The 24,172-nt window shown below is 63.2% G+C and carries 28 protein-coding genes; 5 read left to right on the top strand and 23 right to left on the bottom strand.

The genetic code is table 11. The features are described from left to right. Positions 1-702: NAD(P)-binding domain-containing protein (locus AAFM29_RS07890; protein WP_341712258.1), on the bottom strand; the 702-nt coding region annotated here is incomplete at its 3' end. Positions 703-828: 126 nt separating this feature from the next. On the opposite strand from AAFM29_RS07890, the gene AAFM29_RS07885 reads away from it, so the two are divergent. Further along, entirely contained in the window at positions 829-1,758 is a 930-nt protein-coding gene (locus AAFM29_RS07885; RefSeq protein ID WP_341712257.1) for a cytochrome C biogenesis protein CycH, read from the top strand. Here AAFM29_RS07885 and AAFM29_RS07880 read toward each other — a convergent pair. Both AAFM29_RS07880 and AAFM29_RS07875 read right to left on the bottom strand, forming a co-directional pair. Further along, positions 1,755-3,023 (bottom strand): lipopolysaccharide biosynthesis protein, encoded by a 1,269-nt coding sequence (locus AAFM29_RS07880; RefSeq protein ID WP_341712256.1) that lies wholly within the window; start codon positions 3,021-3,023, stop codon positions 1,755-1,757. The two genes, AAFM29_RS07885 and AAFM29_RS07880, sit on opposite strands and share 4 nt — an antisense overlap. Before the next feature lie 16 nt (positions 3,024-3,039). Continuing rightward, positions 3,040-3,849 (bottom strand): NTP transferase domain-containing protein, encoded by an 810-nt coding sequence (locus AAFM29_RS07875; RefSeq protein ID WP_341712255.1) that lies wholly within the window; start codon positions 3,847-3,849, stop codon positions 3,040-3,042. Between the two features lie 64 nt (positions 3,850-3,913). Here AAFM29_RS07875 and AAFM29_RS07870 point away from each other — a divergent pair, with 64 nt between their 5' ends. After that, positions 3,914-4,639 carry a hypothetical protein gene (locus AAFM29_RS07870; protein ID WP_341712254.1) on the top strand — a complete coding sequence of 242 codons (726 nt, stop codon included), beginning with the start codon at positions 3,914-3,916 and terminating at the stop codon, positions 4,637-4,639. Here the strand turns inward: AAFM29_RS07870 and mmsB are convergent. The 6 genes from mmsB to AAFM29_RS07840 all read right to left on the bottom strand — a co-directional run bounded on the left by mmsB (position 4,626) and on the right by AAFM29_RS07840 (position 10,130). Beyond that, positions 4,626-5,492: a 3-hydroxyisobutyrate dehydrogenase gene (gene mmsB / locus AAFM29_RS07865; RefSeq protein WP_341712253.1), complete on the bottom strand. Its 867-nt coding sequence runs from the start codon at positions 5,490-5,492 to the stop codon at positions 4,626-4,628. The genes AAFM29_RS07870 and mmsB overlap by 14 nt on opposite strands. 218 nt (positions 5,493-5,710) lie before the next feature. Then, complete coding sequence (locus AAFM29_RS07860; protein WP_341712252.1) at positions 5,711-6,493, bottom strand: enoyl-CoA hydratase-related protein; 783 nt, start codon at positions 6,491-6,493, stop codon at positions 5,711-5,713. Next, positions 6,490-7,536, bottom strand: a complete 1,047-nt coding sequence (locus AAFM29_RS07855) for an enoyl-CoA hydratase/isomerase family protein (protein WP_341712251.1) — start codon at positions 7,534-7,536, stop codon at positions 6,490-6,492. Before AAFM29_RS07855 ends, AAFM29_RS07860 begins: the two co-directional genes overlap by 4 nt. Next, positions 7,533-7,922, bottom strand: a complete 390-nt coding sequence (locus AAFM29_RS07850) for a VOC family protein (RefSeq protein WP_341712250.1) — start codon at positions 7,920-7,922, stop codon at positions 7,533-7,535. The genes AAFM29_RS07855 and AAFM29_RS07850 overlap by 4 nt, the downstream gene beginning before the upstream one ends. Continuing rightward, positions 7,919-9,064 carry an acyl-CoA dehydrogenase family protein gene (locus AAFM29_RS07845; protein WP_341712249.1) on the bottom strand — a complete coding sequence of 382 codons (1,146 nt, stop codon included), beginning with the start codon at positions 9,062-9,064 and terminating at the stop codon, positions 7,919-7,921. Before AAFM29_RS07845 ends, AAFM29_RS07850 begins: the two co-directional genes overlap by 4 nt. 64 nt (positions 9,065-9,128) lie before the next feature. After that, the gene (locus tag AAFM29_RS07840; protein WP_341712248.1) at positions 9,129-10,130 is read right to left on the bottom strand and encodes a hypothetical protein; all 1,002 of its coding nucleotides are present in this window, start codon (positions 10,128-10,130) and stop codon (positions 9,129-9,131) included. 9 nt (positions 10,131-10,139) lie between these two features. Between AAFM29_RS07840 and AAFM29_RS07835 the strand changes: the two genes are divergently transcribed. Both AAFM29_RS07835 and AAFM29_RS07830 read left to right on the top strand, forming a co-directional pair. After that, positions 10,140-10,307, top strand: coding sequence for a hypothetical protein (locus tag AAFM29_RS07835; protein WP_341712247.1), 168 nt, complete (start codon positions 10,140-10,142; stop codon positions 10,305-10,307). Between the two features lie 228 nt (positions 10,308-10,535). After that, positions 10,536-10,934 (top strand): hypothetical protein, encoded by a 399-nt coding sequence (locus AAFM29_RS07830; RefSeq protein WP_341712246.1) that lies wholly within the window; start codon positions 10,536-10,538, stop codon positions 10,932-10,934. A 46-nt stretch (positions 10,935-10,980) separates the two neighbouring features. On the opposite strand, the gene AAFM29_RS07825 is transcribed toward AAFM29_RS07830, so the two are convergent. From AAFM29_RS07825 to AAFM29_RS07760, 14 genes are all read right to left on the bottom strand, one after another. Beyond that, entirely contained in the window at positions 10,981-11,370 is a 390-nt protein-coding gene (locus AAFM29_RS07825; protein WP_341712245.1) for a RidA family protein, read from the bottom strand. Continuing rightward, positions 11,367-11,663: an I78 family peptidase inhibitor gene (locus AAFM29_RS07820; protein ID WP_341712244.1), complete on the bottom strand. Its 297-nt coding sequence runs from the start codon at positions 11,661-11,663 to the stop codon at positions 11,367-11,369. Before AAFM29_RS07820 ends, AAFM29_RS07825 begins: the two co-directional genes overlap by 4 nt. A gap of 49 nt (positions 11,664-11,712) precedes the next feature. Beyond that, positions 11,713-13,209 carry a CoA-acylating methylmalonate-semialdehyde dehydrogenase gene (locus tag AAFM29_RS07815; protein WP_341712243.1) on the bottom strand — a complete coding sequence of 499 codons (1,497 nt, stop codon included), beginning with the start codon at positions 13,207-13,209 and terminating at the stop codon, positions 11,713-11,715. Between the two features lie 87 nt (positions 13,210-13,296). Next, complete coding sequence (locus AAFM29_RS07810) at positions 13,297-14,610, bottom strand: radical SAM protein (protein ID WP_341712276.1); 1,314 nt, start codon at positions 14,608-14,610, stop codon at positions 13,297-13,299. A 32-nt stretch (positions 14,611-14,642) separates the two neighbouring features. Beyond that, complete coding sequence (locus AAFM29_RS07805) at positions 14,643-14,864, bottom strand: hypothetical protein (RefSeq protein ID WP_341712242.1); 222 nt, start codon at positions 14,862-14,864, stop codon at positions 14,643-14,645. Next, entirely contained in the window at positions 14,861-15,016 is a 156-nt protein-coding gene (ccoS, locus tag AAFM29_RS07800; protein ID WP_173215185.1) for a cbb3-type cytochrome oxidase assembly protein CcoS, read from the bottom strand. The genes AAFM29_RS07805 and ccoS overlap by 4 nt, the downstream gene beginning before the upstream one ends. After that, complete coding sequence (locus AAFM29_RS07795; RefSeq protein ID WP_341712241.1) at positions 15,013-17,136, bottom strand: heavy metal translocating P-type ATPase; 2,124 nt, start codon at positions 17,134-17,136, stop codon at positions 15,013-15,015. Before AAFM29_RS07795 ends, ccoS begins: the two co-directional genes overlap by 4 nt. Further along, entirely contained in the window at positions 17,133-17,585 is a 453-nt protein-coding gene (locus AAFM29_RS07790) for a FixH family protein (RefSeq protein ID WP_341712240.1), read from the bottom strand. Before AAFM29_RS07790 ends, AAFM29_RS07795 begins: the two co-directional genes overlap by 4 nt. Next, entirely contained in the window at positions 17,582-19,021 is a 1,440-nt protein-coding gene (ccoG, locus tag AAFM29_RS07785) for a cytochrome c oxidase accessory protein CcoG (RefSeq protein ID WP_341712239.1), read from the bottom strand. Before ccoG ends, AAFM29_RS07790 begins: the two co-directional genes overlap by 4 nt. Next, complete coding sequence (gene ccoP, locus AAFM29_RS07780; RefSeq protein WP_341712238.1) at positions 19,008-19,919, bottom strand: cytochrome-c oxidase, cbb3-type subunit III; 912 nt, start codon at positions 19,917-19,919, stop codon at positions 19,008-19,010. The genes ccoG and ccoP overlap by 14 nt, the downstream gene beginning before the upstream one ends. Continuing rightward, positions 19,909-20,073 carry a cbb3-type cytochrome c oxidase subunit 3 gene (locus AAFM29_RS07775; RefSeq protein ID WP_341712237.1) on the bottom strand — a complete coding sequence of 55 codons (165 nt, stop codon included), beginning with the start codon at positions 20,071-20,073 and terminating at the stop codon, positions 19,909-19,911. The genes ccoP and AAFM29_RS07775 overlap by 11 nt, the downstream gene beginning before the upstream one ends. After that, the gene (ccoO, locus tag AAFM29_RS07770) at positions 20,070-20,834 is read right to left on the bottom strand and encodes a cytochrome-c oxidase, cbb3-type subunit II (RefSeq protein ID WP_341712236.1); all 765 of its coding nucleotides are present in this window, start codon (positions 20,832-20,834) and stop codon (positions 20,070-20,072) included. The genes AAFM29_RS07775 and ccoO overlap by 4 nt, the downstream gene beginning before the upstream one ends. An 8-nt stretch (positions 20,835-20,842) precedes the next feature. Next, on the bottom strand, positions 20,843-22,507 hold the full coding sequence (gene ccoN / locus AAFM29_RS07765) for a cytochrome-c oxidase, cbb3-type subunit I (protein ID WP_341712235.1): 1,665 nt from the start codon (positions 22,505-22,507) through the stop codon (positions 20,843-20,845). 80 nt (positions 22,508-22,587) lie between these two features. Next, complete coding sequence (locus AAFM29_RS07760) at positions 22,588-23,289, bottom strand: helix-turn-helix domain-containing protein (protein WP_341712234.1); 702 nt, start codon at positions 23,287-23,289, stop codon at positions 22,588-22,590. A 144-nt stretch (positions 23,290-23,433) separates the two neighbouring features. Between AAFM29_RS07760 and AAFM29_RS07755 the strand changes: the two genes are divergently transcribed. Continuing rightward, positions 23,434-24,102, top strand: coding sequence for an OmpW family outer membrane protein (locus AAFM29_RS07755; RefSeq protein ID WP_341712233.1), 669 nt, complete (start codon positions 23,434-23,436; stop codon positions 24,100-24,102). Positions 24,103-24,172: the final 70 nt, after the last annotated feature.

Below are 24,172 nucleotides of genomic sequence, written 5' to 3'. Positions count from 1 at the left end.
GGTGGTGAGGGTGATCCAGCCCGGCTCGACCAGCTTAGTCTCGGTCTCGTTGCGGACAGTAAGCTTGCCAGCTTCGTGATCGGCAAGCAGCGCTTTGACGTTGGCGTCCTTGGCGGTGGGAAATTCGCTGCCGCGATTGAGGATCGATACCACATTGCGTTGCTTGGGGTCGTCAGCAAGGCCGCGCGCATTCTCGATACCGGCATCGCCCGTGCCGACGATGACGATATGCTCGTCGTTATATTCGGCTGGGTCGTCGAGCTGGTACTGGATGTGTGGCAAGTCGTTGCCGGGGCAGCGCAGCCGGTTGGGATTGCCCTGCGTCCCGATCCCCAGCACTACGTTTTCGGCGTGGACCACGGCCCCGCTCTTGGTCTCGATGGTAAAGTCGCCCTTCGTGCCGGAGATCTTGACTACCTCGGCATTGAAGAGCGTGTTGACCTTGCCTTCTTCAATCTGGCGATCCCAGGTATCGAGGATCGCCTCGCGCTTGCCGGCATCGAAATCGAGATCGCTGCGCAGCACCAGATTGCTGGGCGTCGCCATCACGTGCTTGCCCTTCTGGTACTTGAAAATAGTGTCAGAGAGATGGTCGGTCTTTTCGATCAGGACATGGCTCATGCCCAGCGATGCCGCATGCGCAGCAGCGCTCAGCCCGGCTGGACCGGACCCGACAATTGCAACGCGAAGCTTCTCCGCCAAAATCGCACCCCCCCGCAGGACCGCGACCCCATTTTCTCTTATCGGATTGCATCATAAGCAAAACTGTGACGCTGGCAATTGCTGAGGGAGCCCATTCTCACTACCGTTCCTTCGCGGGGAGGGGATATGGGCGAACAATCGAAATCGATACGGGTTCAGGGCGGCTTGTTGCTGTTTGGCGTGGCGCTTGCTGCGGCGGTGGCAGCGATTGGCTGGCGCGCATTGGAAAATGATTCGGCTGCTGAGCCGGATAATGCGGCGGCAGCAGATTCGATCGAAATGCTCGAACAGCGTGCGCAGGAAGCCGGTAACGATGCGGGCCCCTGGCAGCAGCTTGCCTTCGCCCGTTTCGATCGAGGTGAGTTTTCCGCTGCGGCGAAGGCCTATCGCGAGGCGATCGCCCGGGCAGGTGACCAGGCAGTGCTGTGGTCCGCCCTGGGCGAATCCCTGGTCATGGCGAGCCAGGCCGACCCACTGCCGGGAGAGGCATTGTCTGCCTTTCGCAAGGCGTTGAGCCTCGATTCCAAGGATCCCCGCGCCCGCTACTTTCTTGCCGTGAAGCGCGATCTCGATGGCGATCATGATGGCGCCATAGGGGATTGGTTGGCGCTCCTCGCAGATACTCCTCCCGGTGCGCCTTGGGAAACGGACCTGGCCCGGACGATCGATCAGGTAGGCAGGATCAACGGTATCGAAACTGCGGCCCGGCTAGAGGCGGTGCAGGCGGGCCGGAAAACGGCGCTTGCCGATGCTGCGGTGGTGCAGGGCCTTTCAGCCGGTAGTGCGATTCCAGGCCCTAGCGCAGCACAGCTGCAGGCAGCAGGTGGTATCCCGCCGGGTGAGCAGCGCGAGATGGCGGAAGGCATGGTGGCTCGCCTTGAGGCACGGCTGAAATCCGATCCGACAAATCTCGATGGCTGGGTGATGCTGATGCGCAGCCGCCAGACCCTTGGCCAGGGGGACCTGGCGCAGAAGGCTCTGGCAGATGCGATTGCGGCCAATCCTTCTTCAGCGGGCCGCCTGCGGCAGGAAGCCGAACTGCTGGGTCTGCGTTAGGCGGGCTCGTCTTCCGGCTTCGGCTTCACCGTGATGGTGATCTGGCTCAGCGAGATGACTGCGACCCAGAAACCGATCACCGAAAGCGCGCTTCCGCCGAGCACGGTGAAAGCAGCGCCTTTGAGACCGTTCCAGTCCATGGCCACCTGCAGCAAGCCCAGCCCGATGACGGTTGGGACCGCCCGCATGACAAAGGCGGTGCCAGCCCGGCCGGCACTGACGAGGAGCGATTCAAGGCTGGCGCCCACCAATTCGATGGCGCCGGCGATGGCGAGAATGACCATCGCCCAATAGACCACGCCGAATTCCGGTCCGGCGATCAGGGTAAGGCCCTGCCTACCGAAGAAGATTGCTACCAAGACCGCCATCGCTCCCCCCACCAGCGCAATGTTGGCCATGCGGCGGGCCATGTCATGCGCATCGTCGCGGGCGTGGACCAACTCGGGGTAAATCGCCTTCGAAACGGTTTGTGCAAGGCTGACGAGCGCCTGACCCAGCTGGCTGGCAACACGAAAACCGCCGGCGAAGGCCTCGCCACCGATTGCGCCGACAAGCAGGATAAGCACCTGCTTCGATCCGACGTTTAGGCTTCCGGTCAGATTGGTCGACCACACAAACTTCCAGGCACCAGGGTGGTCGCGAGGGATTCGCCAAAGGCTGATCTGCGACAGGTCGATCCGGTCATGCCGGCTGGCGGCGAACCACAGCGCGGCTGCTACGGCTACTTCGGCAGCGGCCCAGGCCAGGATGAAGCCCCAAACGCTAGGCAGGAAAATCGCTGCCAGGATCGCGCCGGCTGCCCGGACGATCGGCTGGACGGCTTCCGCAGCCGTAGCTCGCCCATATTCGAAACGCAGGCGCAACAGGCCGGTCGGCGTGGTGCGGATCGCAAGCAGCGATACGATGCAGTATCCGAACGCGAGGGGCAGCAGGTCGGTCGGCAAGGGCAGCCAGAACTGTGCAGACCAACAGAGACCGGCAGCAAGAATGGAGCCCAAGATGGCAGAAAGCAGGTCGAGCGCGATGGCAAATCCCGTCGCTTCGCCCGGACCATCCTCGCCCGCCCCCCAGCGGATGACGAATTGCCAGGTCTGGAAATTGGCCAATCCTGTGACTGTCTGGCCCATCGCCACGATCAGCGCGAAGTAGCCAAAGCCCTCGATGCCCAGGGTTCGGGTGGCGAGCGCGAGGTAGACGAGGCTCAGCACCGCATTGACGCCGCGGCCACTCAGCAGCCAACCAATATTGCGGATGAGGCGTGACATCGTGTTTGGCAGCGCCCTAAGCGATGGCTTCGCGCTTCATCAGCAGGCGCTCGGTCACGCCGAAGGACCGCTCTTCGTCGACGTCGATCGCGCAATAGCCATTGCTCATCTCGAGCGGGACCATGTTGAAGCCGAACCGGCGCGAAACCTGCGCGAACAGTTTTTCCTTAGTGCCCCAGCCGAGGAAGAAGCGGATGAGGTTGAGTACCCCGAATGCCTTGGCGATGCGGCTGGGGAACTTCATGAACTGACCGCCACCGCGCATGATCTCGGCTGCCGACAGCGCCTGCGCGGTGCCGATCCAGTATGTGTTGCAGTTAGAGAAACCGCCGTCGGAGAACTCGTAGAATTTCTTCTGACCAACGGGATCGGCGGCAATGACGCCTTCCTTGCGCGCCAAAGCCGCGGCAGCATCGGCCTGCGCCGCGATCGCCTTGTCGACGAACTCTGCGTAATCCTGCGGCAGCCACAGGCAATTGTCGGCGGTGGTAATCAGCAGCGGGAACTGCGCCCCCTCGGCCCCGGAAAAGACGCTGTCGACCAGGTTGAAGGCGCCGGGCTTGAACACGAGCCGCCCCTCGGTCGCCAGCTTGGCGATCGACGGTATCTCGGCGATCTCGTCGGGTTCGTGCGCCACGACTCGAATTTCGCCGATCCTGTCGCAGGCCGCAACGTTGGCAATTACGCGCTCGATCATCGGGATGCCTCCCACCGGAACGACGCATTTCTGCGCGACGTTCGCTCTTGCCGCTAGCGGATCGAGCACTCCAGAGCGCTTGCCCGCCATGATCAGGGCGGTGACTTTGGTTTCCGGGGAGGTAATCATTCGCGCCCCTTAGGCAGGAATGCAGCGCTTGTCACGATGCCCCGGCAGGTGCACCGAGCCATGCATGCGTATCGTTTTCAGCCGCAAGGGGTTCGATAGCGCCGCCGGCGGCGGGCCTTCGCCAATCGTCGAAGGGCGGCCCGTCAGCTTGCCGATCCCGGCGGGTGTCGCGTCGCGCACGACCTATGGTGATCTGGGCTTGGGCGACCACGCAGTTCGCGCAAGCAAGGGACGTCATGACGGCGCGTCGCTCTGCCATCATGACCCCATGTTCCTGACTGATGGCGATTGCCTGTTCGGCCAGTGCGGGGCGGCCCAAACCCATCTTCGGAACCACGGGGTGGGCGTCGGCGACGTGTTCCTGTTCTTCGGCTTGTTCAGGCAGGAGGGCGAGGCGCCGCATCACCGGATATTCGGGTATTTGGAGGTGGCTGAGGTGATCGACTTGGCGACCGGCGGTGCGCCGCAGTGTCTGGTCGATCTCGGGCATCCCCATGCGCTTGCGCTGCATGCTCGCAACGACGTGGTCTATGCAGGTGCAGGCCAGATGGCAGCGCAGGCGCGCGAAGCCTTGCGGCTGACGGTGCCAGAGGGGCCGCTGACACTCTGGCGGCGTCCAGACTGGCTGAGGCCCGGCGGGCTAAGCTATCACGACCGGCCCGAACGCTGGCTGCGCGGCGGAAGGTTGCGCAGCGTCGCCCGCGGTCAGGAATTCGTCGCCGAAATCGGGCGCAGGAAGGCTCCGCGCGCGTGGCTGGAGCATATCCTCGACGAAATCAGAGCGTCTTGATGATCGCCGAAAAGTCGAGCCCGCCATTGGCCTCGGCAAAGCGTTCGTAGAGTTCGGCGGCGGTCGAACCGAGCACGGTCGTCGCGCCGACGCTTCCAGCGGCTTCCATCGCGAGGCGCAGGTCCTTGAGCATCAGCGCGGTGGCAAAGCCGCCCTGGTAATCGTTATCCGCCGGGCTCTGCACGCCGACACCGGGCAGCGGCGTATAGGCGTTGAGCGACCAGTTGTAGCCGCTCGATACGCTAGAAATTTCGTAGAATTTCTGAGGGTCGAGACCCAGCTTCTTGGCCATGGTCATCGCTTCGGCAGTGCCGATCATGGTGATGGCGAGCAGCATGTTGTTGCAGATCTTCGCGGTCTGGCCGGCGCCGGCGTCGCCCGCGTGGATCACCGCCTTGCCCATCGGGTCGAGCACCTCGCTCGCCCGCTGGAATGCCTTGTCTGTGCCGCCCACCATGAAGGTCAGTGTCCCGCCATTGGCCGCCGCGATCCCACCAGAGACGGGCGCATCGACCATGTCGTAACCCGCAGCCTCGGCCGCCGCGATGACCTCCTTTGCGGTCGCCACATCGATGGTCGAACAGTCGAGCAGTACCGCACCTGCCGGGGCATGGCCGATCACGCTCTCAGTGTAGACCGACTTCACGATGGCGCCGTTGGGCAGCATGGTGACGACGCCATCGACGCCCTGCACAGCCTCGCGCGCATCGGTGAAGGTCGCGCAGCCATGCTCCTTCGCCGCCGCGAGCGCCGTTTCGGACAAGTCAAAGGCGTTAACCGAATGTCCCGCCTTGACGAGGTTTGCGGCCATCCCGCCGCCCATGTTGCCGAGGCCTATGAAGGCGATTTTCATCTGCTATCCTCTCACTGTCTTTCATGGCGACAAGGCGACAAAGGCGACTCGGTGTCGCTTTCTCGAAAACGTTTTCTAACCAGTCACTTACGCTGCATTTTCGGGCGAAAGGCGACACATCTTCCAATTTCGGAAAAAATGCCGGTTCGGGCTCGTCGTGTAGCCTCGATCTGCACCTACACCCGCAGCGGGGCTGTAGGAAAGCGGGTGCATCGGGTCTACCGTCCCTTCCACTGCCCTTCGCGCTTTTCGATGAAGGCGGCCATGCCTTCCTTTTTGTCCTCGCTCGCGGTGAGGATCTGGAAGATGCGGCGTTCGATGATCAGGCCCTGGTCGAGGCTGGTCTCGAAGGCGGCGTTGACCATTTCCTTGTTGGCGATTGCGGCCATCGGCGGCTTGCTGGCGATCGTTGTCGCAGTCTTCATCGCTTCTTCGATCAGGTCTTCATGCGGCACGACGCGCGCAACGAGATTGGCGCGTTCGGCCTCTTCGGCACCCATCATCCGGCCGGTGAGGCACATCTCCATCGCCTTCGACTTGCCGACCGCCTTGGTCAGCCGCTGGCTGCCGCCCATGCCCGGCGCGACGCCGAGGTTGATTTCGGGCTGGCCGAACTTCGCCTTGTCCGAGGCGATGATGAAGTCCGCCATCATCGCGAGCTCGCACCCGCCGCCCAGCGCGAAGCCGTTGACCGCGGCGATCCACGGCTTGCGGGTCTTCTTGACGATCTCGCTGGTCCAGGGGCTGAAGAAGTCTTCGAGATAGAAGTCCGCGGCGGGTTTCTCGCTCATCTCCTTGATGTCGGCACCCGCGGCAAAGGCCTTGTCGCCCGAACCGGTGAGGACCGCACAGCGTTGGCTGGCGTCGGCCTGGTAGGCGGCGAAGGCCTCGATCAGTTCCTCGAGCACCTGCGAGTTCAGCGCGTTGAGTGCCTGCGGCCGATTGAGCGTGATCAGCGTGACCGCGTCGCGCGTCTCGACGGTGATGGTTTCGTAACTCATAGGGGTTTCCATTCCTCGTCTGCGGGAAGCGGGGCGAAGATGCTGTCGAGCAGTTCCTCGCTCACGCCCTCGGGCGTTGCCGGGTCCCATTTGGGGTCGTGGGTCTTGTCGACGATCACCGCGCGCACGCCCTCGGCAAAATCGGGGCGAGTGAGCACGCGCGAGGCAATCCGATATTCCATCACCATGTTGTCGGCAAAACTGTCAAGATTTTGACTTTCGGCCAATTGGCGTAGTGCAACCTTGCAGGTCTGCGGGCTCTTGGTGCGCAGCGTAGCCAGTTCCTTGGCCGCCCATTCGCCGTCATCGGCTTCGAGATTTTCGAGGATGTCTTCGTAACGATCTGAAGCAAAATGCTTCGCGATCAGGTCGGCATTGCCCTCGATCCGGGCGGGGGGAGGCGTGATGGAGAGTTCGGACAGGATGCCTGCGATCCGGTCGGGATGTTCGGCGATCCGCGCCTTGGCTTCTGCCAGTTTCTCGGTTGGCAGGTAGTGCGTGGCGATGCCCGCCCACAGGCACTCGGCCCCGTCGAGCCGTGCTCCGGTCAGCGCCAGGAACTGGCCCATCCGCCCCGCAAGGCGGGAGAGATGCCAACCGCCGCCGACATCGGGAAACAGGCCGATGCCGGTTTCTGGCATGGCGAAACGGGTATTCTCGGTCGCGACGCGAAACCTGCACGGCATGGCAATGCCCACGCCGCCGCCCATGGTGATGCCGTCCATGAAGGCCACGATCGGCTTGTCATAGGTCATCATCTGGTGGTTGAGCTGGTATTCGTCGTGAAAGAAGGCACGACCCGACGCGCCGCCGTCGTTAAGTGCCGAATTGCGCAGCAGGTTGATGTCACCTCCGGCACAAAAGCCGCGGCCCTCTGCATGGTCGAGGATCACTGCTTCCACGGCATCGTCGCTGGCCCAGCCGGTCAGTGCCGCGCTCATCGCGTGGCACATGTCGAGCGTCAGCGAATGGAGCGCCTTGGGGCGGTTGAGCGAGAGATGGCCGGCCCGGCCATGGGTATGGATATGGACCTCGTCGGTCATGCTGCTTTCCTGCGTTCTATTAGATCCCAGCGATTGCCCCAGGGATCGTTGAAGACCGCGACCGTGCCATAGGGCTCGTCGCGCGGTCCGTCGGTAAATTCCACGCCCCATTCCACCATGCGGGAGTGGGCGGTAGCGAAGTCTTCGGTATCGAGAAACCATCCGACGCGCCCGCCCGTCTGGTTGCCAATCGCCGCTCGCTGCTGGTCGTCGGTAGCGCGGGCCAGGAGCAGTTTGCCCCCATGCGATCCGGCCATGACTACCCAGCGCTTGCCCGAACCCAGGTCGCTGTCCTCTTCCAGCGCGAAGCCCAGCGCGTCGCGGAAGAAGGCGATGCCCTCGTCATATTCCGGCACAACCAGCGCGGTCATCGCGAGGCTGGTCATTGGCGGAGCATTTCCCGGCCAACGATCATGCGCATGACCTGGTTGGTGCCTTCGAGGATAGAGTGGACGCGCAGGTCCCGCCAGAATCGCTCGATCGGGTATTCCTTCAGATAGCCGTAGCCACCGAACAGCTGCAGCGCATCGTTGACGATCTTGCTGCCGCTATCGGTCGCCAGCCGTTTGGCCATGGCCGAAAACTTGCTCTTGTCGGGCGCATTGTCGGTGACCTTGGCGGCGGCGAGATAGAGCAGGGCGCGAGCCGCCTCGAGATCGGTGGCCATGTCGGCGAGCATGAACTGGGTGTTCTGGAAATCGGCGATCGGCTGGCCGAACTGCTGGCGTTCCTTGGTGTACTTCACCGCCTCGTCCAGGCAGCGCTGCGCCCCGCCGAGCGAGCAGGCGCCGATGTTGAGCCGCCCCCCGTCGAGGCCGGCCATCGCATAGCGGAAGCCATCGCCTTCGGGACCGACGCGATTGGCGACCGGCACGCGGCAATCCTCGAAGATCAGCTGCGCGGTGGGCGAGGCATTCCAGCCGAGCTTCTTTTCGGGCTTACCGAAGGACAGGCCCGGCGTATCCTTTTCGATCACCAGGCAGGAAATGCCCTGGGACTTGTGTTCGCCGGTGCGGACCATGACGACGTAGATGTCGTTGAAGCCGCTGCCGGAGATGAATTGCTTGGTCCCGTTGAGGACATAGTGGTCGCCATCGAGCACGGCCGTCGTCTTGAGCCCGGCGGCGTCGGAGCCCGAACCCGGCTCGGTCAGTGCGTAGCTGGCGATCTTTTCCATGGTCACGAGCTGCGGGAGGAAGCGTTGTTTGACGTCATCGCCGCCGAAGCGGTCGATCATCCAGGTCGCCATGTTGTGGATCGAGACGTAGGCGCTGGTGGCGGGGCAGCCATAAGCCATGGCTTCCATGATCAGTGCGGCCTCTAGCCGGCCCAAATTGATCCCGCCCGACTCTTCGCTGACGTAGATCGCGCCAAAGCCGAGCTCGCCGGTCCGCTGTATCACGTCGCGCGGGAAGTGGCTCTTCTCGTCCCATTCGGCGGCGAAGGGAGTGATGTTATCGGCGGTGAACCGCTGCGCCATTTCCTGGATGGCGAGCTGGTCGTCGGTAAGCTGGAATTGTCCGGTCATGCGGGCCCCCTAGCACCTGTTCCAATGGCAGTGCCAGAGTGCAAATCGGGGCTCCGCCGGGGGCCTATTTGTAGAAGAACCATGCGTCGCCATGATCGCCGGCGACATAGCCCATGGCTTCGATCTTTGCTTTCTCTGCAGCCTCGGCACCTCGTTTCCCGGACAGCACATGCAAATGCGTCAGCGATTTCGGCAGCTTGAGCGATGCAGGATCCCTATCCGTGAAGATCCAGCGCAAGCTCTTGAGCGAGTTGCAATCGGCAAGCCCCTCGACTCGATCGAGCTTCTGGCAATTGTAGAACCAGAGGTGCTCGAGATTTGTGTTGCCGGGTCCGAAGCGGGCGCTTTCCAATTGCTGTTGATCCTGCATGAAGAGCCTTCTCAACGAAGGGAAGCGCTGCATGTCGCCGAGTTCCACCAGGTTGCGGACCATGGTGAACGCGATGTCTTCCAGCTTGGGAAGCTGGATATCCGCGATGCTGGCCGTACCGCCCAGGTTGAATTTGAGCGCCCGCAGGTTCGCCATCCCATTGATGAAGCTGAGGTCGAGGCCCTTTTTCGCGTTGAACGTAAATTCCTGCAGACGATCGAGGGCTGTCAGACTGGCAATGTTCTTATGATGGCCCGCGAGATAAAGCCGACGTAGCTTGGCTGCATTGGCCAGCGGTGCCAAATCGAGCGCCTTGGTGTTGGTTTCGGACAAAATTAGCTCGCTAAGCCGGGCGATCGGCAGCTTCCCCAAGATTGTCTTGTCGTCCAGATTGAACACCCCCAAGTGCAGTTTCGAAAGGTGTTCTAGCCGCGCGATCGCATCCAGATTTCTGGCTTCCCAGAGGGAATCGACAGATAGATTGCGGACATTGGGTAGTTGCCCAACCAGCGCCGCATCGAAGGGCTTGCCCCAAAAATCATAGAACCGAACACCCAACCGGTCGCCCCATTGGGCACACATTGCATCCAGCCGTTCGAGATATGGTGCGCTTGGAACCTGCAGCCACTTGTCGAAATCGTCTTCCTTTGGGTCTACGATTGTCAGCATCTCACCAAACGGCTTGTCGAACTGCACAGATGCGTCATGGCCCGCTTTCAACTCGGCCTCGATACCGTCGAGATCGAACGCCAGGCAGTTGAAAACACGGCCCATATCTGCAGCTCTCCGTATCCGATTGCCAAACAGGTAAACCCGGAAAACCTATTCGAGCAAAACGATAAAGAACAGATCACGCGAAGCGCTACAGGCTGAGAATTTCCAGGTCTTTTCTGAGTGACTTCATCACCCAATGAAAATGGTCGAGTCAGATGGCATCGGCCTTGGCCGCCGCACCACTTGTGGTGCCGAGGAGCCAGACGTGAAGCTGCCGCGACTCCAGTCCAGTCTGTTCGCAAATGATTAACCAGCCGCCCCTATGCGGCGGGCTGGGGTCGCGGCCCCTTTCAGGATCGCTGGGATAACTGAAAGGGGGTACGGATAATGAGCAGTAATGACGCGCAGCTAATGCTGGTCTACAATGCGAATGGCGATAAAATTAGTGTATTGCTTGATGTGGTTCACAAGATTGTATCGCCGTCCACCTACCAATGTTCTCTATGCTCAGTAACGCATGGTGCGTTTTCTATGCATGCACGTTGGAAAGATTTCCTAAAAGAGTTTCCGCGTAAACCCGTAGAATATCATCGCGACGAGTTCCTCAAGGAATTCCCGTCGATCTCGATCAGCTTTCCGGCCATTCTTGTGCGCTTCGGCGATGGCCCGCCGCGCGTGCTGATTACCAGCGTTGGGCTGGGGACGGTTAGCGAGATCGATGATCTGATCGAGATGGTTCGTTCGCGCCTCAGCGAGGCGCAGGCCAAGAATTTGCGGGCGGCCTGACGGTTTCACGATCGCCCTCGGCCTCGATTGGCTGGGGGCGTCTGGCTCAGTCGCCCAGCAAGGCTTCGGCCTCGATCTCCACTTTCCACTCGGGCCGACAGAGCCAGGCCGCACCGACCATGGTGGCAGCCGGGCTGGCAGTGCCGAAGAACCGGGCGTGGACTTGGCCGACGGCGTCCTGATCGGCGGGGTCGGTCAGGAACATGCGCGTGCGCACGACATCGGCGGCGGTGCCGCCGAGCTGTTCGAGCGCGCGCAGGATCAGCGTAAGGCAGCGTTCCGCCTGCTCGGCAGCGCCGCCGACGGTCGATGAACCGTCATCCTCGACCGGGCCTGTCCCGGCAATGATGACGCGATTCCCAACCCGAACGGCGCGGGCAAATCCGAACAGCGCTTCGTAGGGGGAGCCGGTGAAGGCGCGCTCGCGCTCGCTCATCCGCAAGTGATCTCCGTAATCTTCATGGCCTCGTCGTACCGCACGTTCACGCGATCCGGGCGGTAGTCCATCGTCCAGGCAGAATTGGGCGGGCCCCAGCGCAGCGATTGTGCGCCGCTGTCCTTCAGGATGGCCGCGCCCATCGCGGCGGTTGCGTCATGCCCGATATGGCCCTGCGCCGCCTCCGCATTGCAGAGTCGAGCCTCTGGCGCGGGTGGGGCAGGGGCAGCATCGGGCGTAGTCGTACAGCCGACTGTCAGCAGACCGGCGAAGGCGGGAAGCAATGCTCGCATAGGGTACTCCTCTTCAGATCCACTTGCTGCAACGCTTCCCGAACCTTTCCTATCCCATGGTCGGGATGATGAAGGCGTTCGATCCGTCGCCACCGCCATCAGGCCAACGCTGGGTTACCTTCTTGACCTTGGTCCAGAAGCGCAGGCCTTCCATGCCATACTGGTCCTGGTCGCCGAAGCCCGAACGCTTCCATCCGCCGAAGGAGTGATAGGAGACAGGTACCGGGATCGGCACGTTGATGCCGACCATGCCGACATTGACGCGGCTGGCGAATTCGCGCGCGGCGTGACCATTGCGGGTGAAGATCGCGACGCCGTTGCCATATTGATGCTGGCTCGGCAGCCGCACCGCGTCCTCGAAGTCCTTGGCGCGCACGATCTGGAGCACAGGGCCGAAGATCTCTTCCTTGTAGCTTTCCATGTCGGTGGTGACGCGATCGAGCAGCGTCGGGCCGACGAAGAAGCCCTTCTCGTATCCTTGCAGGGTGAATCCGCGGCCATCGATTACGACCTCGGCCCCTTCCTTCTCGGCGGTGTCGATCCAGCCTTCCACGCGGGCCTTGTGTTCGGGGGTGACCACCGGGCCGTAATGCGCGTCCTTGTCAGTCGAAATTCCCACGCGCAGCGCGCGGATCGCCGGAATCAGCTTTTCGCGCAGGCGATCGGCGGTGTCTTCGCCTACCGGCACCACCACGGGCAATGCCATGCAGCGCTCGCCCGCCGATCCGAATGCGGCACCGGCGAGGTCGTTGACCACCTGATCGAGGTCAGCATCGGGCATGACGATACCATGATTCTTGGCACCGCCCATAGCCTGCACACGCTTGCCCGCTGCGACACCGCGATTGTAGACGTAATGCGCGATATCGGACGAGCCGACGAAGCTGACCGCGGCGATATCGGGGTGGTCGAGGATGGCGTCGACCATTTCCTTGTCGCCGTGCACCACCTGCAGCAGGCCTTCGGGTGCACCGGCTTCGAGGAACAGCTCGGCGAGCCGCACCGGCACGCTCGGATCGCGCTCGGAAGGCTTGAGGATGAAGGCGTTGCCCGCGGCGATGGCCATGCCGAACATCCACATCGGGATCATCGCCGGGAAGTTGAATGGGGTGATGCCCGCGCCGATGCCCAGCGGCTGGCGCATCGAATAGACGTCGATCCCCGGCCCTGCGCCCTGCGTGTACTCGCCCTTCAGCGCCTGCGGGATGCCGCAGGCGAACTCGATCACTTCGAGCCCGCGCTGGATATCGCCATGCGCGTCGTCGACCACCTTGCCGTGTTCGCTGGCAAGCAGTTCGGCGAGCGCCTGCTTGTTGGCTTCGACCAGCCGCTTGAATTCGAACATCACGCGCGCACGGCGCTGTGGATTGGTTACGGCCCATTCGGGCTGGACCTTCTTGGCGGCTGCAATGGCCCGCTCGAGCACGGCAGCGTCGCCCAGTGCGACCTCGGCCTGGATTTCACCGGTCGACGGGTTCCAGATCTTGTGGGTGCGTGCTGCGCTACCGCCGGCCCCGCCGACAATGAAGTGGTCGATCTGACGCATGAAGATTCCTCTCTTTCTCGCCGCCGCGCCTAGTCCCGCGAGGGGGGCGAAATCAACCGCAATCGGGTGAATTCGGAAGCGATACGCTCAGACGGCGGAAGAGAAGCGTCGCTGCGAATCCTGGCGATAGGGATCGAACCGCGCAGCGATGGTCCGCGCATAGGGCAAGCCATCGGGTGTGATCGCCAGGATATCGCCCTCCAACGAAGCCAGGCCGCGTTCGATGAAGGGGACCAGGCGAGGTGTGAGGGCCGGCAGCAGGCGTGCAGGGATATGCGCATGCCCTTGGCACAATAGCGACTCGATCACCGTGCCGCGTTCCCGGTCGTCGGCGCTGCGGACAACGCCATGGGTCGCAGTCAGGCGACCCTGCGACACCATCATGCGGTACCGGCCCGAGTTCTTCTCGTTCTGCGTCAGCAGGCCGGGAAAGCCGGAGATGGCCGTGCTGCCCAATCCGATGAGGTTGGGCGCGCTATCGTCGGTAAAGCCCTGGAAGTTGCGGTGCAGCGTTCCGGCCAGTGCCGCCGCCGCGAGCGGGTCGCCGCCGGGTCTCGCGAAATGGTCGAACCCTACCGGCGTATAGCCGTGGGTGACGAAATATTCATAGCCCAGCGCCGCCATGGCGAAACGCTCGTCCTGTCCGGGCAAGGCAGAGCCATCGATTACCCGTTGGCGCGGGATCAGGTGCGGGACATGAGCATAGCCGAACAGCGCGACCCTGTTCGCCCCCAGCACGCGGGTGCGCTGGAGCGTATCGAGCAAGTCGTCACGGGTCTGGCCCGGCAGGCCGTACATGAGGTCGAAGTTCAGTGACGTAACCCCGGCGCCGCGCAGCCAGTCGACCGTGCGGACGATCACATCCTCATGCTGGACCCGGCCAATGGCCTGCTGGCAGTGTTCGGCGAAGGTCTGCACACCCAGGCTGGCGCGGGTTATCCCGACCGACCCGATCACCGCAGCCCACTCGGCGGACATGGTGCGGGGATCGAGTTCGATCGAGAAAGTGGGATCGGACAAGTGGAACTGCAGTGTCAGCTCATCGACCAGTCGTACGAAATCAACCGGGGCAATAGCATTGGGGCTGCCCCCGCCGAACGAAACACGACGGACCCGGCAGTTGCTGGGCAAGCGGGCCGCCACCAGCTCGATCTCCGTATGCAGGGCGTCGAGATAGGATTCGAGCCGCTGGCGGCGCCCGGCATGGCCGGTGTTGCAGCCGCAGTAGAAGCAGATCTTCTCGCAGAAGGGGATATGGACGTAGAGCGAAACGTCGCCTTCCACCCCTTCGAGCGCTTGCTCATAGGCGTTGGGATCGATCGGGCCGAATTCGGCGGCGGTCGGGAAGCTGGTGTAGCGCGGGACCGGAGTCGCGAGCAGGTCTGGATGATAAGGCCACATGCGAGCGTGGATGCGTCGGCTGGCGCCATCCGTCATTGCGACAGATCAAACCGTTTCCGGCACGAACCGGCGTGGCAGCCCTTGGCGCTGCAGGGTGGCGGGGCGGGGGTCTGGTCGTCGATCGGAATCTCGATCGAGCGACTGATGCCGTCCCCCGAACAGATGAAGGCGGTGATGCTGCGCGCCTCTACGGGCAGGGGGCCCAGCGCGACCGGCAGCAAGGCGAACAAAGCGAGCAGGGCGTCCCGGTTCATGCTGCCTCGTCATCCTCGTCTTCGATCAGGATGCGTTGCGCTGCGCCATCGAGATCTTCAAACTGTCCGTGTTTCATCGCCCAGAAAAACACCGCGAGACCAAACACGCCCATGCCGAGTGCGATGGGGATGAGTAGCGTCAGCCCGCTCACCGCGCTGCCCTCGCAAGCCGGAGCGAATTGCCGACCACCACCAGCGAGCTCAGCGACATGGCAATGGCGGCAACCATCGGCGTGACCATGCCCGCCAGCGCCAAAGGCACGGCAAGGATGTTGTAGCCGATCGCGAAGACGAAGTTCTGGCGCACGATACGCATGGTTTCGCGCGCGACCCGGACGGCCAGCGATACCGGACCAAGCCTGTCGCCGAGGAAGACAGCATCGGCCGCCTGCTGGCTGGCGTCGCTGGCGCTGGCCGGAGCGAGCGAAGCATGTGCGGCAGCAAGGGCAGGGCCATCGTTAAGCCCGTCGCCCACCATCAGCGGGAGATGGCCCTGGCGCTTCAATGCTTCGAGGGCCACGAGCTTTTCCGCCGGTTGCACCGCGCCGCGGCCCAATATGCCCAGCGCCCGCGCCACCGGTGCCACCGATTGGGTGCGATCGCCCGAAAGGATCTGGCTCGAAAGGCCCAAGGCGGACAGTGCCGACACAGTTGCACCGGCGTCGGCACGTAGCGGGTCGGAAAACCGGATGACTTCCCGGCGGTCGCCGATCCGCAGCGTCGTCGCCAGGCCTGATCCGGCGGCCTCCGCCCTTTCGAGGGCTGCCGGCGTGCCATGCCAGAGCCCCAGCAAGCCCTGGCCGCTCTCCTCATGCACGCCAATCACTTCGGCAGGTGCGGTGCCCGCCGCTTGCAGGCTGGCAACCAGACCCTTGCTCAGCGGGTGGCGGCTATTTTGCGCAAGACCAAGCGCCACCGATCGTGCTTCTGCGTCGAGATCGCCGATCTCGGCGCGTGGCTCGCCCAGTGTGAGGGTCCCGGTCTTGTCGAACAGGACCGTGTCGACTTCGGCCAATCGTTCGAGCGCGCTGCCGTCCTTGACCAGCACGCCCTTCTTCACGAGCGCGCCCGAGGCGACGACCTGTGCAGCGGGCACGGCAAGACCCATGGCGCAGGGGCAGGTGATGATAAGTACGCTGATCGCGATGATCATGGCTTGGTGCCAACCCGCCCCGGCCAGCATCCAGCCGATGAAGGCGAGCAGGGCCAGCGAGTGAACTGCAGGGGCATAAAGGCGCGATGCGCGATCGGCGATGCGGACGTAGCGACTGCGCGATTGGCCTGCCTCGTCCATCAGCCGGGCGATTTCGGCGAGTGCCGTGTCGCCCTTGGTCGCGGTGATGCGAATGCGCAGCGGGGCCGAGAGATTGACGGCACCGGCATGCACTGTGTCGCCCACCATAACCGGTTCGGGCGTGCTTTCGCCGGTCAGCATGGCATTGTCGATCGCACCTGCGCCGTCGATCACTTCGCCGTCTGCTGCCAGCGCCTCGCCCGCGGCGACGAGCATCACCATGCCCGGGAACAGCTCGTCCGCCGAGATACGCCGCGTGCTGCCATCGTCCTGCAATACGGCGGCGCTCTTGCCCATGCGGCCCAGCAGGGCGCCGATCCCCGCGCGGGTGCGGTTGCGCATGGTCGCATCGAGCGCGCGACCGGCGAGCAGGAAGAACAGCAGCATGACTGCGCCGTCGAAATAGGCGTGTTCGCCGCCCGTCAGCGTTTCGTAGAATGACATCCCGGTAGCCAGCAGCACGCCGATCGAAATCGGCACGTCCATGTTGGTCCGGCCGTAGCGCAACGCCATCGCCGCGCTGGCGACGAAGGGGCGGCCGGAATAGGCGACCACCGGCAGCGCGATGAGTGCCGATAGCCAATGGAACATCTCGCGGGTCACGCCGCCTGCGCCGGACCATACGCTGACCGACAGCAGCATGATGTTCATCATGCCGAAGCCCGCCACTGCCAATGCGCGCAGCAACAGCTTGGCGTCCTTGTCGTCCGTCGCCAGCGGATTGTCGGCGACCGGTTGGGATTCGAAACCGAGCCGTTCGAGCGCTTCGACCAGTGCCTCGTCGTCTAGCTGCGCGTCGTGTCGCACCGCGACCCGCTTGGCGGAGAAGTTCACCCGCGCCGCATCCACTCCCGGCAATTCGCCGAGGCCGCGCTCGATCTTGGCGATGCAGCCCGCGCAGCGCATCCCGGGCACGGTGAAGCGGCTGTCGACCAGCTCGACATCGGATTCGGGCGCGATGGCGGTGGCTGCGTTCATCCAACCGGTCTTTCGATCCGCAGCCTGTCATCGCCATTGGCCAGTGTCACGCGTACCAGCCAGCGGCCTTCGGGCAGGCGTTCGGTGCTGGCAAACCCGCCCGCGCCATCCGTCACCAGTGTCCAGCTGCGGGCCTTCTCGCGGCCCAGCGGGTGGCGCAGTTCGGCCGTTGCTGTCGTACCCGCCGGCGTGTTCTGCGTTGAAACTGCCAGTCGGCCATCGCCGTCGCGGGTGACGGTGGCAGTCCAGCCAAGCGCGTTCTCCTTGGCTGCCTCATCCAGCCAGTCGTTGAACTCCTGGCTGGCGACATAGGAGTTCTCGACCACCACCCCACCGAAGCTGCCCACCGCCTGGCTGGCCATGAACAGGTTGACTGCCACCACCACACCGAAGCCACCGACGAGGATCGCGGTCATGTGCCAGCCGGAAAAGCGCTTGGTCATGGTCATTCCCCGGGCGCCGTGAAGCGCGTGGTGCTGGTGTCGCTTTCGGGGCGTTCGCCGCCGGTCGAAAGCACGAAGTCGAAATCCTGCTGGCTCGTTCCGGCAGGAGCCGCAACATAGGCCCTTACGGTCTGCGTTGCATCCGCGGGAACGCGTATCGTGATCGAACGGGCAGCGTCCTCGATGGCGATGCTGTCGGTCCAGAAACGCGCGCCCTCAAGGCGTTCGAGCGTGAGGGTCATGTCGCGCGGGGCCTGTGTCATGTTGCGCAGCTTGAGCGTGTAGCTGTTGCGCACCGACCCGTCGCTTAACAACATGAAGGGCGGGTTGCGGTCGGGCGATACGCCCAGATCGACGTGGCTGCGGGCGCCGAGCGCGAAGAGCAGCGCGAAACCGATCGATCCCCAGATGCCGAGGTAGATCAGCGTGCGCATGCGCAGCAGTTCCTTCCACGCCGGGCGTGCCTCGCCACCCGCGGCCTCGCGCTTGGAACCTTCGAGCGTGGCGTAATCGATCAGGCCGCGCGGGCGGCCGATGTCCTTCATCACCCGGTCGCAGGCATCGATGCACAATGCGCAGGTGATGCAGCCGATCTGTGGCCCTTCACGAATATCGATCCCGGTCGGGCAGACCTGCACGCACTGCATGCAATCGATGCAGTCGCCAAACGCGTCCGGGTTCTTCTCCGCCTTCTTCAGGCTGCCGCGTGGTTCGCCGCGCCAGTCCTTGTAGGTCACCAGCAGCGAGTGCTCATCCATCATCGCGGTCTGGATGCGCGGCCAGGGGCACATGTAGATGCAGACCTGTTCGCGCATGAAGCCACCCAGCGTGACCGTGGTCAGCGTCAGCACGGCAACGGTGATATAGGCGATCGGTGCGGCCTCGCCGCGCCAGAAATCATGCACCAGCGTGGGTGCGTCGGCGAAATACATGATCCACGCGCCGCCGGTCCAGAAGCCGATGACCAGATAGATCGTCCATTTGAAGCCGCGGCGGAAGACCTTGCCCCAGGTCCAGGGGGCAGCGTCGAGCCGCATGCGTGCATTGCGATCGCCATCGACGAAGCGGTCGACATGCTGGAACACGTCGGTCCACACGGTCTGCGGGCAGGCATAGCCGCACCAGGCGCGGCCAACGGCGCTGGTCACCAGGAACAGGCCGATCCCCGCCATGATCAGCAAGCCGGCAACGAAATAGAATTCCTGCGGCCAGATTTCGATGCCGAACATGTAGAATCGGCGGTTGGCCAGATCGACCAGCACGGCCTGGTCGGGGGCATAAGGCCCACGGTCCCAGCGGATCCACGGTGTGCCGTAATAGATCGTCAGCGTGACCGCCATGACGAGCCATTTGAACCGGCGGAAGGGGCCGTCGATCCGCTTGTTATGGACCTGCTTGCGCGCCTCGTAGAGCTGCGCGGGTTGCGGACTATTCTTCGCCATCGGCTTCGGCGACCGGCGGTGCAGCCGGTTCCTCAACGAAGTCTTCGCCTCCCCCGAGCGAATGGACATAGACGGTCAGCATCTTGACGGTGACCGGATCGAGCCGCTCGCCCCACGCGGGCATGGCACCCATCTTCGGGTTGAGCACCTGATTGCGGATTGCCTCCGCGCTACTGCCGCGCAGCCAGATCGCGTCGTTAAGCCGCGGTGCGCCGAGTTCGCGGTTCCCCTCGCCATTGGCGCCGTGACAAACTGCGCAATTCTCCGCGAAAGCCGCCGCACCCGCAGCGTTGGGCTTTTCAAGCTTGCTCAGCGAGCGGACGTGCGAGACCAGCGCCGACAGCGTGGCGTTGTCGAACAGCCCCTCGAATGCGGGCATGGCGCTCTGGCGCATATCCGCGCCCTCTTGGCGGATGCCGTGGGTGATCGTGTATTCGATCTGCGACATGTTGCCGCCCCACAGCCAGTCATCGTCGTTGAGGTTGGGATAGCCGAGCTGCTGGTTACCGCCTGCGCCAGATCCGTGGCACTGGACGCAGTTGACCTTGAACGCTGCCGCGCCGCCGGCACGGGCCTGCTGCAGCAGCGCGTCATTGCCCGACAGCTTGCTCAGGTCGGTCACGGCGATTTTCTCGGCGACGGTTTGCCGCGCGGCATCGGCCGCCGATATCTCTTCGGCCAGCTGTCCGCGGCTGGTCCAGCCCAGCATGCCCTCGGTCCCCTTGGAGATCATCGGCCAAGCCGGGTAGGCGACCGTATAGGCCAGGCCCCAGGCCACGGTGAAATAGAAGGTCCACAGCCACCAGCGCGGCAGCGGGGTGTTGAGCTCTTCGATCCCGTCCCATTCATGGCCAACGGTTTCGGTGCCGGTCGGTTCGTCGACGCGCTTATTCGCCATCGTCTTGTCCTTCGAAAATCATGTTGGCGGCCTTGTGGTTGTCGGCGCGCGCACCCGGGCGGAAAGGCCACAGGCACAGCACGACGAACACCGAGACCATGATCGCCAGCGCGTAGCTGTCGGCGAAGTGGCGCAGTGTGTCGTATGTGCTCACCGGCCCTTCTCCTCGGCCAGGTCCTCTTGCGCAGCGGCGCTGTTCACGTCGACCAGCGTGCCGAGCATCTGCAGGTAGGCGACCAGCGCATCCATTTCGGTCAGGCGACCGGGATTGCCATCATAGTCGCGGACCTGCGCCTTGGGGTAACGCTGCTCCAGGTCACCCGCGTCGAGATCCGGATTGCCCTGCGCGGCGAGGTCCGCCTTGGCCTTGGCGATATCGGTATCGCTGTACGGCACGCCCACCCGGCGCAACGCCGTGAGGTTAGCCCCGACATCGGTGACCTGCAGGTCGGTTTCCTTGAGGAAGCCATATTGCGGCATGACGCTTTCGGGCACCACGTCCTGAGGATTGGTCAGGTGCTGCACGTGCCATTCGTCCGAATAGCGCCCACCGACGCGCGCCAGGTCGGGTCCGGTGCGCTTGGAGCCCCACTGGAACGGGTGGTCGTACATGCTCTCTGCCGCGAGGCTGTAGTGGCCGTAGCGTTCGACCTCGTCCTTGAACGGACGGATCATCTGGCTGTGGCAGGTATAGCACCCTTCACGGATGTAGATGTCGCGACCGGCCAGTTCGAGCGGGGTGTAGGGGCGCATCCCCTCCACCTTCTCGATCGTGTTGTCGATCCAGAACAGCGGGGCGATCTCCACGATGCCGCCGATAGTGACGGTGAGGAAGGTCGCCACTGCCATCAGCGTGACGTTGCGTTCGAGCCGGGCGTGGCCCTTCACGGGTTCGTTGGAGACTGTATCGGTCATGGTCTCTCTCACTCTGCCGGCACGGCGGCGGGGGGAAGGGGACGGTCGGCGCTCTCGTCGTAGGGCGTCTCGGTCATCGGGGCCTCGCTGCGGAGGTGCCCGGCGAGCGTTTGCCAGACGTTGAAGAGCATGATCACGAAGCCCGAGAGGTAAAGCAGGCCGCCGAAGGCGCGCATGATGTACATCGGGTGGAGCGCGGCGACGGTGTCGGCGAAGCTGTTCACCAGGTAACCGTCGGCGCCGTATTCACGCCACATCAGGCCCTGGGTGATACCTGCCACCCACATGCTGGCGGCGTAGAACACGATCCCCAGCGTCGCGAGCCAGAAGTGCCAGTTGATCATGCGCAGCGAATACATCCGCTCACGCTTCCACAGCCGGGGCACGAGGTAATAGACGCAGGCGAAGGTGATCATGCCGTTCCAACCCAGCGCGCCGGAATGGACGTGGCCGATGGTCCAGTCGGTATAATGCGACAGGCTGTTCACCGCCTTGATCGACATCATTGGGCCTTCGAAGGTGCTCATGCCGTAGAAGGCCAGCGCCATCACCATCATGCGGATGATCGGGTCGGTCCGGACCTTGTCCCAGGCGCCGTTCAGGGTCATCAGCCCGTTGATCATGCCGCCCCAGCTGGGCATCCACAGCATGATCGAGAACACCATGCCCAGCGTCTGCGCCCAGTCGGGCAGCGCTGTGTAGTGCAGGTGGTGTGGACCCGCCCAGATGTAGAGGAAGATCAGCGCCCAGAAGTGGATGATCGACAGGCGATAGGAATAGACCGGACGTTCGGCCTGCTTCGGCACGAAGTAGTACATCATCGCCAGGAAGCCGGCGGTGAGGAAGAAACCGACCGCGTTATGGCCATACCACCACTGCGTCAGTGCATCCTGAACGCCCGAAAAGACCTGGTAGCTGCGCGAACCCAGGAAGCTGACCGGAACCGCGAGGTTGTTGACCACGTGCAGCATCGCCACGGTGACGATGAAGGCGAGGTAGAACCAGTTCGCCACATAGATATGCGGCTCCTTGCGCTTCACGATCGTGCCGACGAACACGGCGAGGTAGGCGACCCAAACGATGGTCAGCCACAGGTCGACGTACCATTCGGGCTCGGCATATTCCTTAGACTGGGTGATGCCCAGCAGGTAGCCGGTGGCGGCCAGCACGATGAACAGCTGGTAGCCCCAGAACACAAAACGGGCGAGGCCGGGGAAGGCGAGCCGTGCGCGACAGGTGCGCTGGACGACGTAGAAACTCGTCGCCAGCAGCGCATTGCCGCCAAAGGCAAAGATCACCGCACTGGTGTGCAGCGGGCGCAGGCGGCCGAAATTGAAATAGGGCTCGAAATTGAGCACGGGGAAGGCCAGCTGCAGCGCAATGTAGAGACCAGCGGCAAAGCCTGCGGTACCCCAGAACAGCGTCGCGATCGTACCCCAGCGGATGACGTCATCATCATATCGTGATTCGCCCGCAGGGCCCGCCAGCGCTGGGACCAGGGCGGCGGGATCGAACCGGTTGGCCGAAACCCAGATCATCACGAAGGCGACAATCGCCACGATAATCGCATGCGCGGCAAAGCCCGCATCATGCGCCGCGACCGAGGCGGCAAGGGCCAGCAGCATTATGCCGAACCACAGGCCGACCCTTCCCAAGGCAGTTTCCGCTTGCATGTGTATCTCCGTCCGTTTGGGTCCGCCTAGTCGCCCCCCGGTGGCGCGACATTGATCCAGCGCAAATTTATCAAAAACCTTCAGGAGGCCCCCGAAAGGAAGCCTGCACCTTCAGTCAGGGCAGTCAAGTTGAGGATCCTGATTTGTGAGCGGCCCACCGTTTCGATCGCACCCCGCTCGCGCAGTCGGGTCAACTGACGGCTGACGGTTTCGATGGTGATGCCCAGGCTGTCGGCGATGTCGCGACGTGACATCGGCAATGGCAAGATGATCGCCTTGCCGTCAGCCCTGCCAGTCCGGCCAGCCATGCCCACCAGAAAGCTGGCAACGCGCTCCGGTGCGGCCTTTCTGCCCAGCGCGATCGATTTCTCGCGACACCGCCCCAGAGAAGCCCTTGTGGCATCGAGCAGGGACACCAGGATCGCGGCCCTGTCGCCTGCAAGTTCAACAAGCTTGTCGAACGGCATCGCCAGGATCTGTGTGTCCTGCAAAGCGACCAGTCGGTAGGAATGCCGCGCGCGCGCCGGAACGCAGACCAGGTCATCCTCAAAGTGGAATGCGACGACTTGTTCGCGGTCATGCGAGGCGTGCGCAACCAGCTTGGTGGAACCGCTTCCCAGGAAGACGAGCTGGTCGCAACTCTCGTCCAGCCGGGCTTCTTCGTCTCGCCTGAGCTGCAACGCCCGCGATGCCGCTCCGAATTGCAAGCGCGATGCCTCGCAGATGGCATCGGGCGCGAGCCGCGCGGCGAATCGATCAAGAATCTGCGTCTGCGTCAGCATGCCGCACGCAATGCGGCACCGACGGAGCTGCATCATTGACCTGTATCAATGAAGCGAGGGCTCGAATCGCCAATTAGGGCGCCAAGCGTTGCAAACATCCTGGGTCGCGTGGGGCGGCCGCTGCAGCGCGAGGACAAGAGACCCATGACCAAGAAATTCGCAGCCGCGCTTGTCGGCCTCGCCTGCCTCGCCACGCCAGCCGCCGCTGCGGCCGAAGAAGGCAAGGTGCAGATCAAGCTCCTCGGCACCGCTGTTCTGCCTGACGGCAAGATCACCGAATACAGGACCGACATCGTTCCCTTGCCGGCCAATACGCAGACCGAAGCCAACGATAACGTCATTCCGACCGTCGCGATCGAGTATTTCTTCACCGACAATTTCTCGGTCGAAACCATTTGCTGCGTAACCCAGCATGACGTGGATGCCATCTCCGGCCTGCCCGGCGCGGAACTGGTTTCGGATGCCCGGGTGATCCCCGCGACCTTCACGGCGAAGTATCACCTGCCCGTGGGCGGTGTGAAACCTTATGTCGGGGCTGGCGTCACCTACTTCCTGTGGATCAATGACGAACCTGGCGCTGCAACGATTCCGCTGGGCGTGACCGATACCGATTTCTCGAACGAGTTCGGCGTGGTCCTGCAGGCCGGCCTCGACATACCGGTAGGTGACAGCGGCTTCGGGATCAGCTTCGATGCCAAGAAGTACTTCGTCGACACCACCTCGCGCTGGTACGCCGGTGATGTCATTGCAATCGAGACCGTACACAAGCTCGATCCCTGGGTCCTCAGCGCAGGCGTTGCCTACCGCTTCTGAGTTTTCCAGGCAGAGATAAGGATAGCGGATCCGGCTTAGTACCCCGGATGCGCTATCCTACTTTCGGGTG

Source organism: Erythrobacter sp., from assembly GCF_038133525.1.
Taxonomy (GTDB): Bacteria; Pseudomonadota; Alphaproteobacteria; order Sphingomonadales; family Sphingomonadaceae; genus Qipengyuania.
This window is presented reverse-complemented; position numbering and strand designations above follow the sequence as displayed.

Bases quoted from the DNA above. Each gene is read 5' to 3' on its own strand.
- AAFM29_RS07805 (WP_341712242.1), bottom strand. From the start codon at position 14,864: ATGAACCGGGACGCCCTGCTCGCTTTGTTCGCCTTGCTGCCGGTCGCG.
- AAFM29_RS07835 (WP_341712247.1), top strand. From the start codon at position 10,140: ATGGCCCGCTTTCAACTCGGCCTCGATACCGTCGAGATCGAACGCCAG.
- AAFM29_RS07860 (WP_341712252.1), bottom strand. From the start codon at position 6,493: ATGAGTTACGAAACCATCACCGTCGAGACGCGCGACGCGGTCACGCTG.
- ccoN (WP_341712235.1), bottom strand. From the start codon at position 22,507: ATGCAAGCGGAAACTGCCTTGGGAAGGGTCGGCCTGTGGTTCGGCATA.
- AAFM29_RS07885 (WP_341712257.1), top strand. From the start codon at position 829: ATGGGCGAACAATCGAAATCGATACGGGTTCAGGGCGGCTTGTTGCTG.
- AAFM29_RS07810 (WP_341712276.1), bottom strand. From the start codon at position 14,610: ATGTGGCCTTATCATCCAGACCTGCTCGCGACTCCGGTCCCGCGCTAC.
- ccoG (WP_341712239.1), bottom strand. From the start codon at position 19,021: ATGGCGAAGAATAGTCCGCAACCCGCGCAGCTCTACGAGGCGCGCAAG.
- AAFM29_RS07760 (WP_341712234.1), bottom strand. From the start codon at position 23,289: ATGCTGACGCAGACGCAGATTCTTGATCGATTCGCCGCGCGGCTCGCG.
- AAFM29_RS07875 (WP_341712255.1), bottom strand. From the start codon at position 3,849: ATGATTACCTCCCCGGAAACCAAAGTCACCGCCCTGATCATGGCGGGC.
- AAFM29_RS07825 (WP_341712245.1), bottom strand. From the start codon at position 11,370: ATGAGCGAGCGCGAGCGCGCCTTCACCGGCTCCCCCTACGAAGCGCTG.
- AAFM29_RS07855 (WP_341712251.1), bottom strand. From the start codon at position 7,536: ATGACCGACGAGGTCCATATCCATACCCATGGCCGGGCCGGCCATCTC.
- AAFM29_RS07790 (WP_341712240.1), bottom strand. From the start codon at position 17,585: ATGACCATGACCAAGCGCTTTTCCGGCTGGCACATGACCGCGATCCTC.
- ccoO (WP_341712236.1), bottom strand. From the start codon at position 20,834: ATGACCGATACAGTCTCCAACGAACCCGTGAAGGGCCACGCCCGGCTC.
- AAFM29_RS07820 (WP_341712244.1), bottom strand. From the start codon at position 11,663: ATGCGAGCATTGCTTCCCGCCTTCGCCGGTCTGCTGACAGTCGGCTGT.
- AAFM29_RS07815 (WP_341712243.1), bottom strand. From the start codon at position 13,209: ATGCGTCAGATCGACCACTTCATTGTCGGCGGGGCCGGCGGTAGCGCA.
- AAFM29_RS07845 (WP_341712249.1), bottom strand. From the start codon at position 9,064: ATGACCGGACAATTCCAGCTTACCGACGACCAGCTCGCCATCCAGGAA.
- AAFM29_RS07795 (WP_341712241.1), bottom strand. From the start codon at position 17,136: ATGAACGCAGCCACCGCCATCGCGCCCGAATCCGATGTCGAGCTGGTC.
- AAFM29_RS07830 (WP_341712246.1), top strand. From the start codon at position 10,536: ATGAGCAGTAATGACGCGCAGCTAATGCTGGTCTACAATGCGAATGGC.
- AAFM29_RS07880 (WP_341712256.1), bottom strand. From the start codon at position 3,023: ATGTCACGCCTCATCCGCAATATTGGTTGGCTGCTGAGTGGCCGCGGC.
- AAFM29_RS07850 (WP_341712250.1), bottom strand. From the start codon at position 7,922: ATGACCAGCCTCGCGATGACCGCGCTGGTTGTGCCGGAATATGACGAG.
- AAFM29_RS07755 (WP_341712233.1), top strand. From the start codon at position 23,434: ATGACCAAGAAATTCGCAGCCGCGCTTGTCGGCCTCGCCTGCCTCGCC.
- ccoP (WP_341712238.1), bottom strand. From the start codon at position 19,919: ATGGCGAATAAGCGCGTCGACGAACCGACCGGCACCGAAACCGTTGGC.
- AAFM29_RS07870 (WP_341712254.1), top strand. From the start codon at position 3,914: ATGCGTATCGTTTTCAGCCGCAAGGGGTTCGATAGCGCCGCCGGCGGC.
- mmsB (WP_341712253.1), bottom strand. From the start codon at position 5,492: ATGAAAATCGCCTTCATAGGCCTCGGCAACATGGGCGGCGGGATGGCC.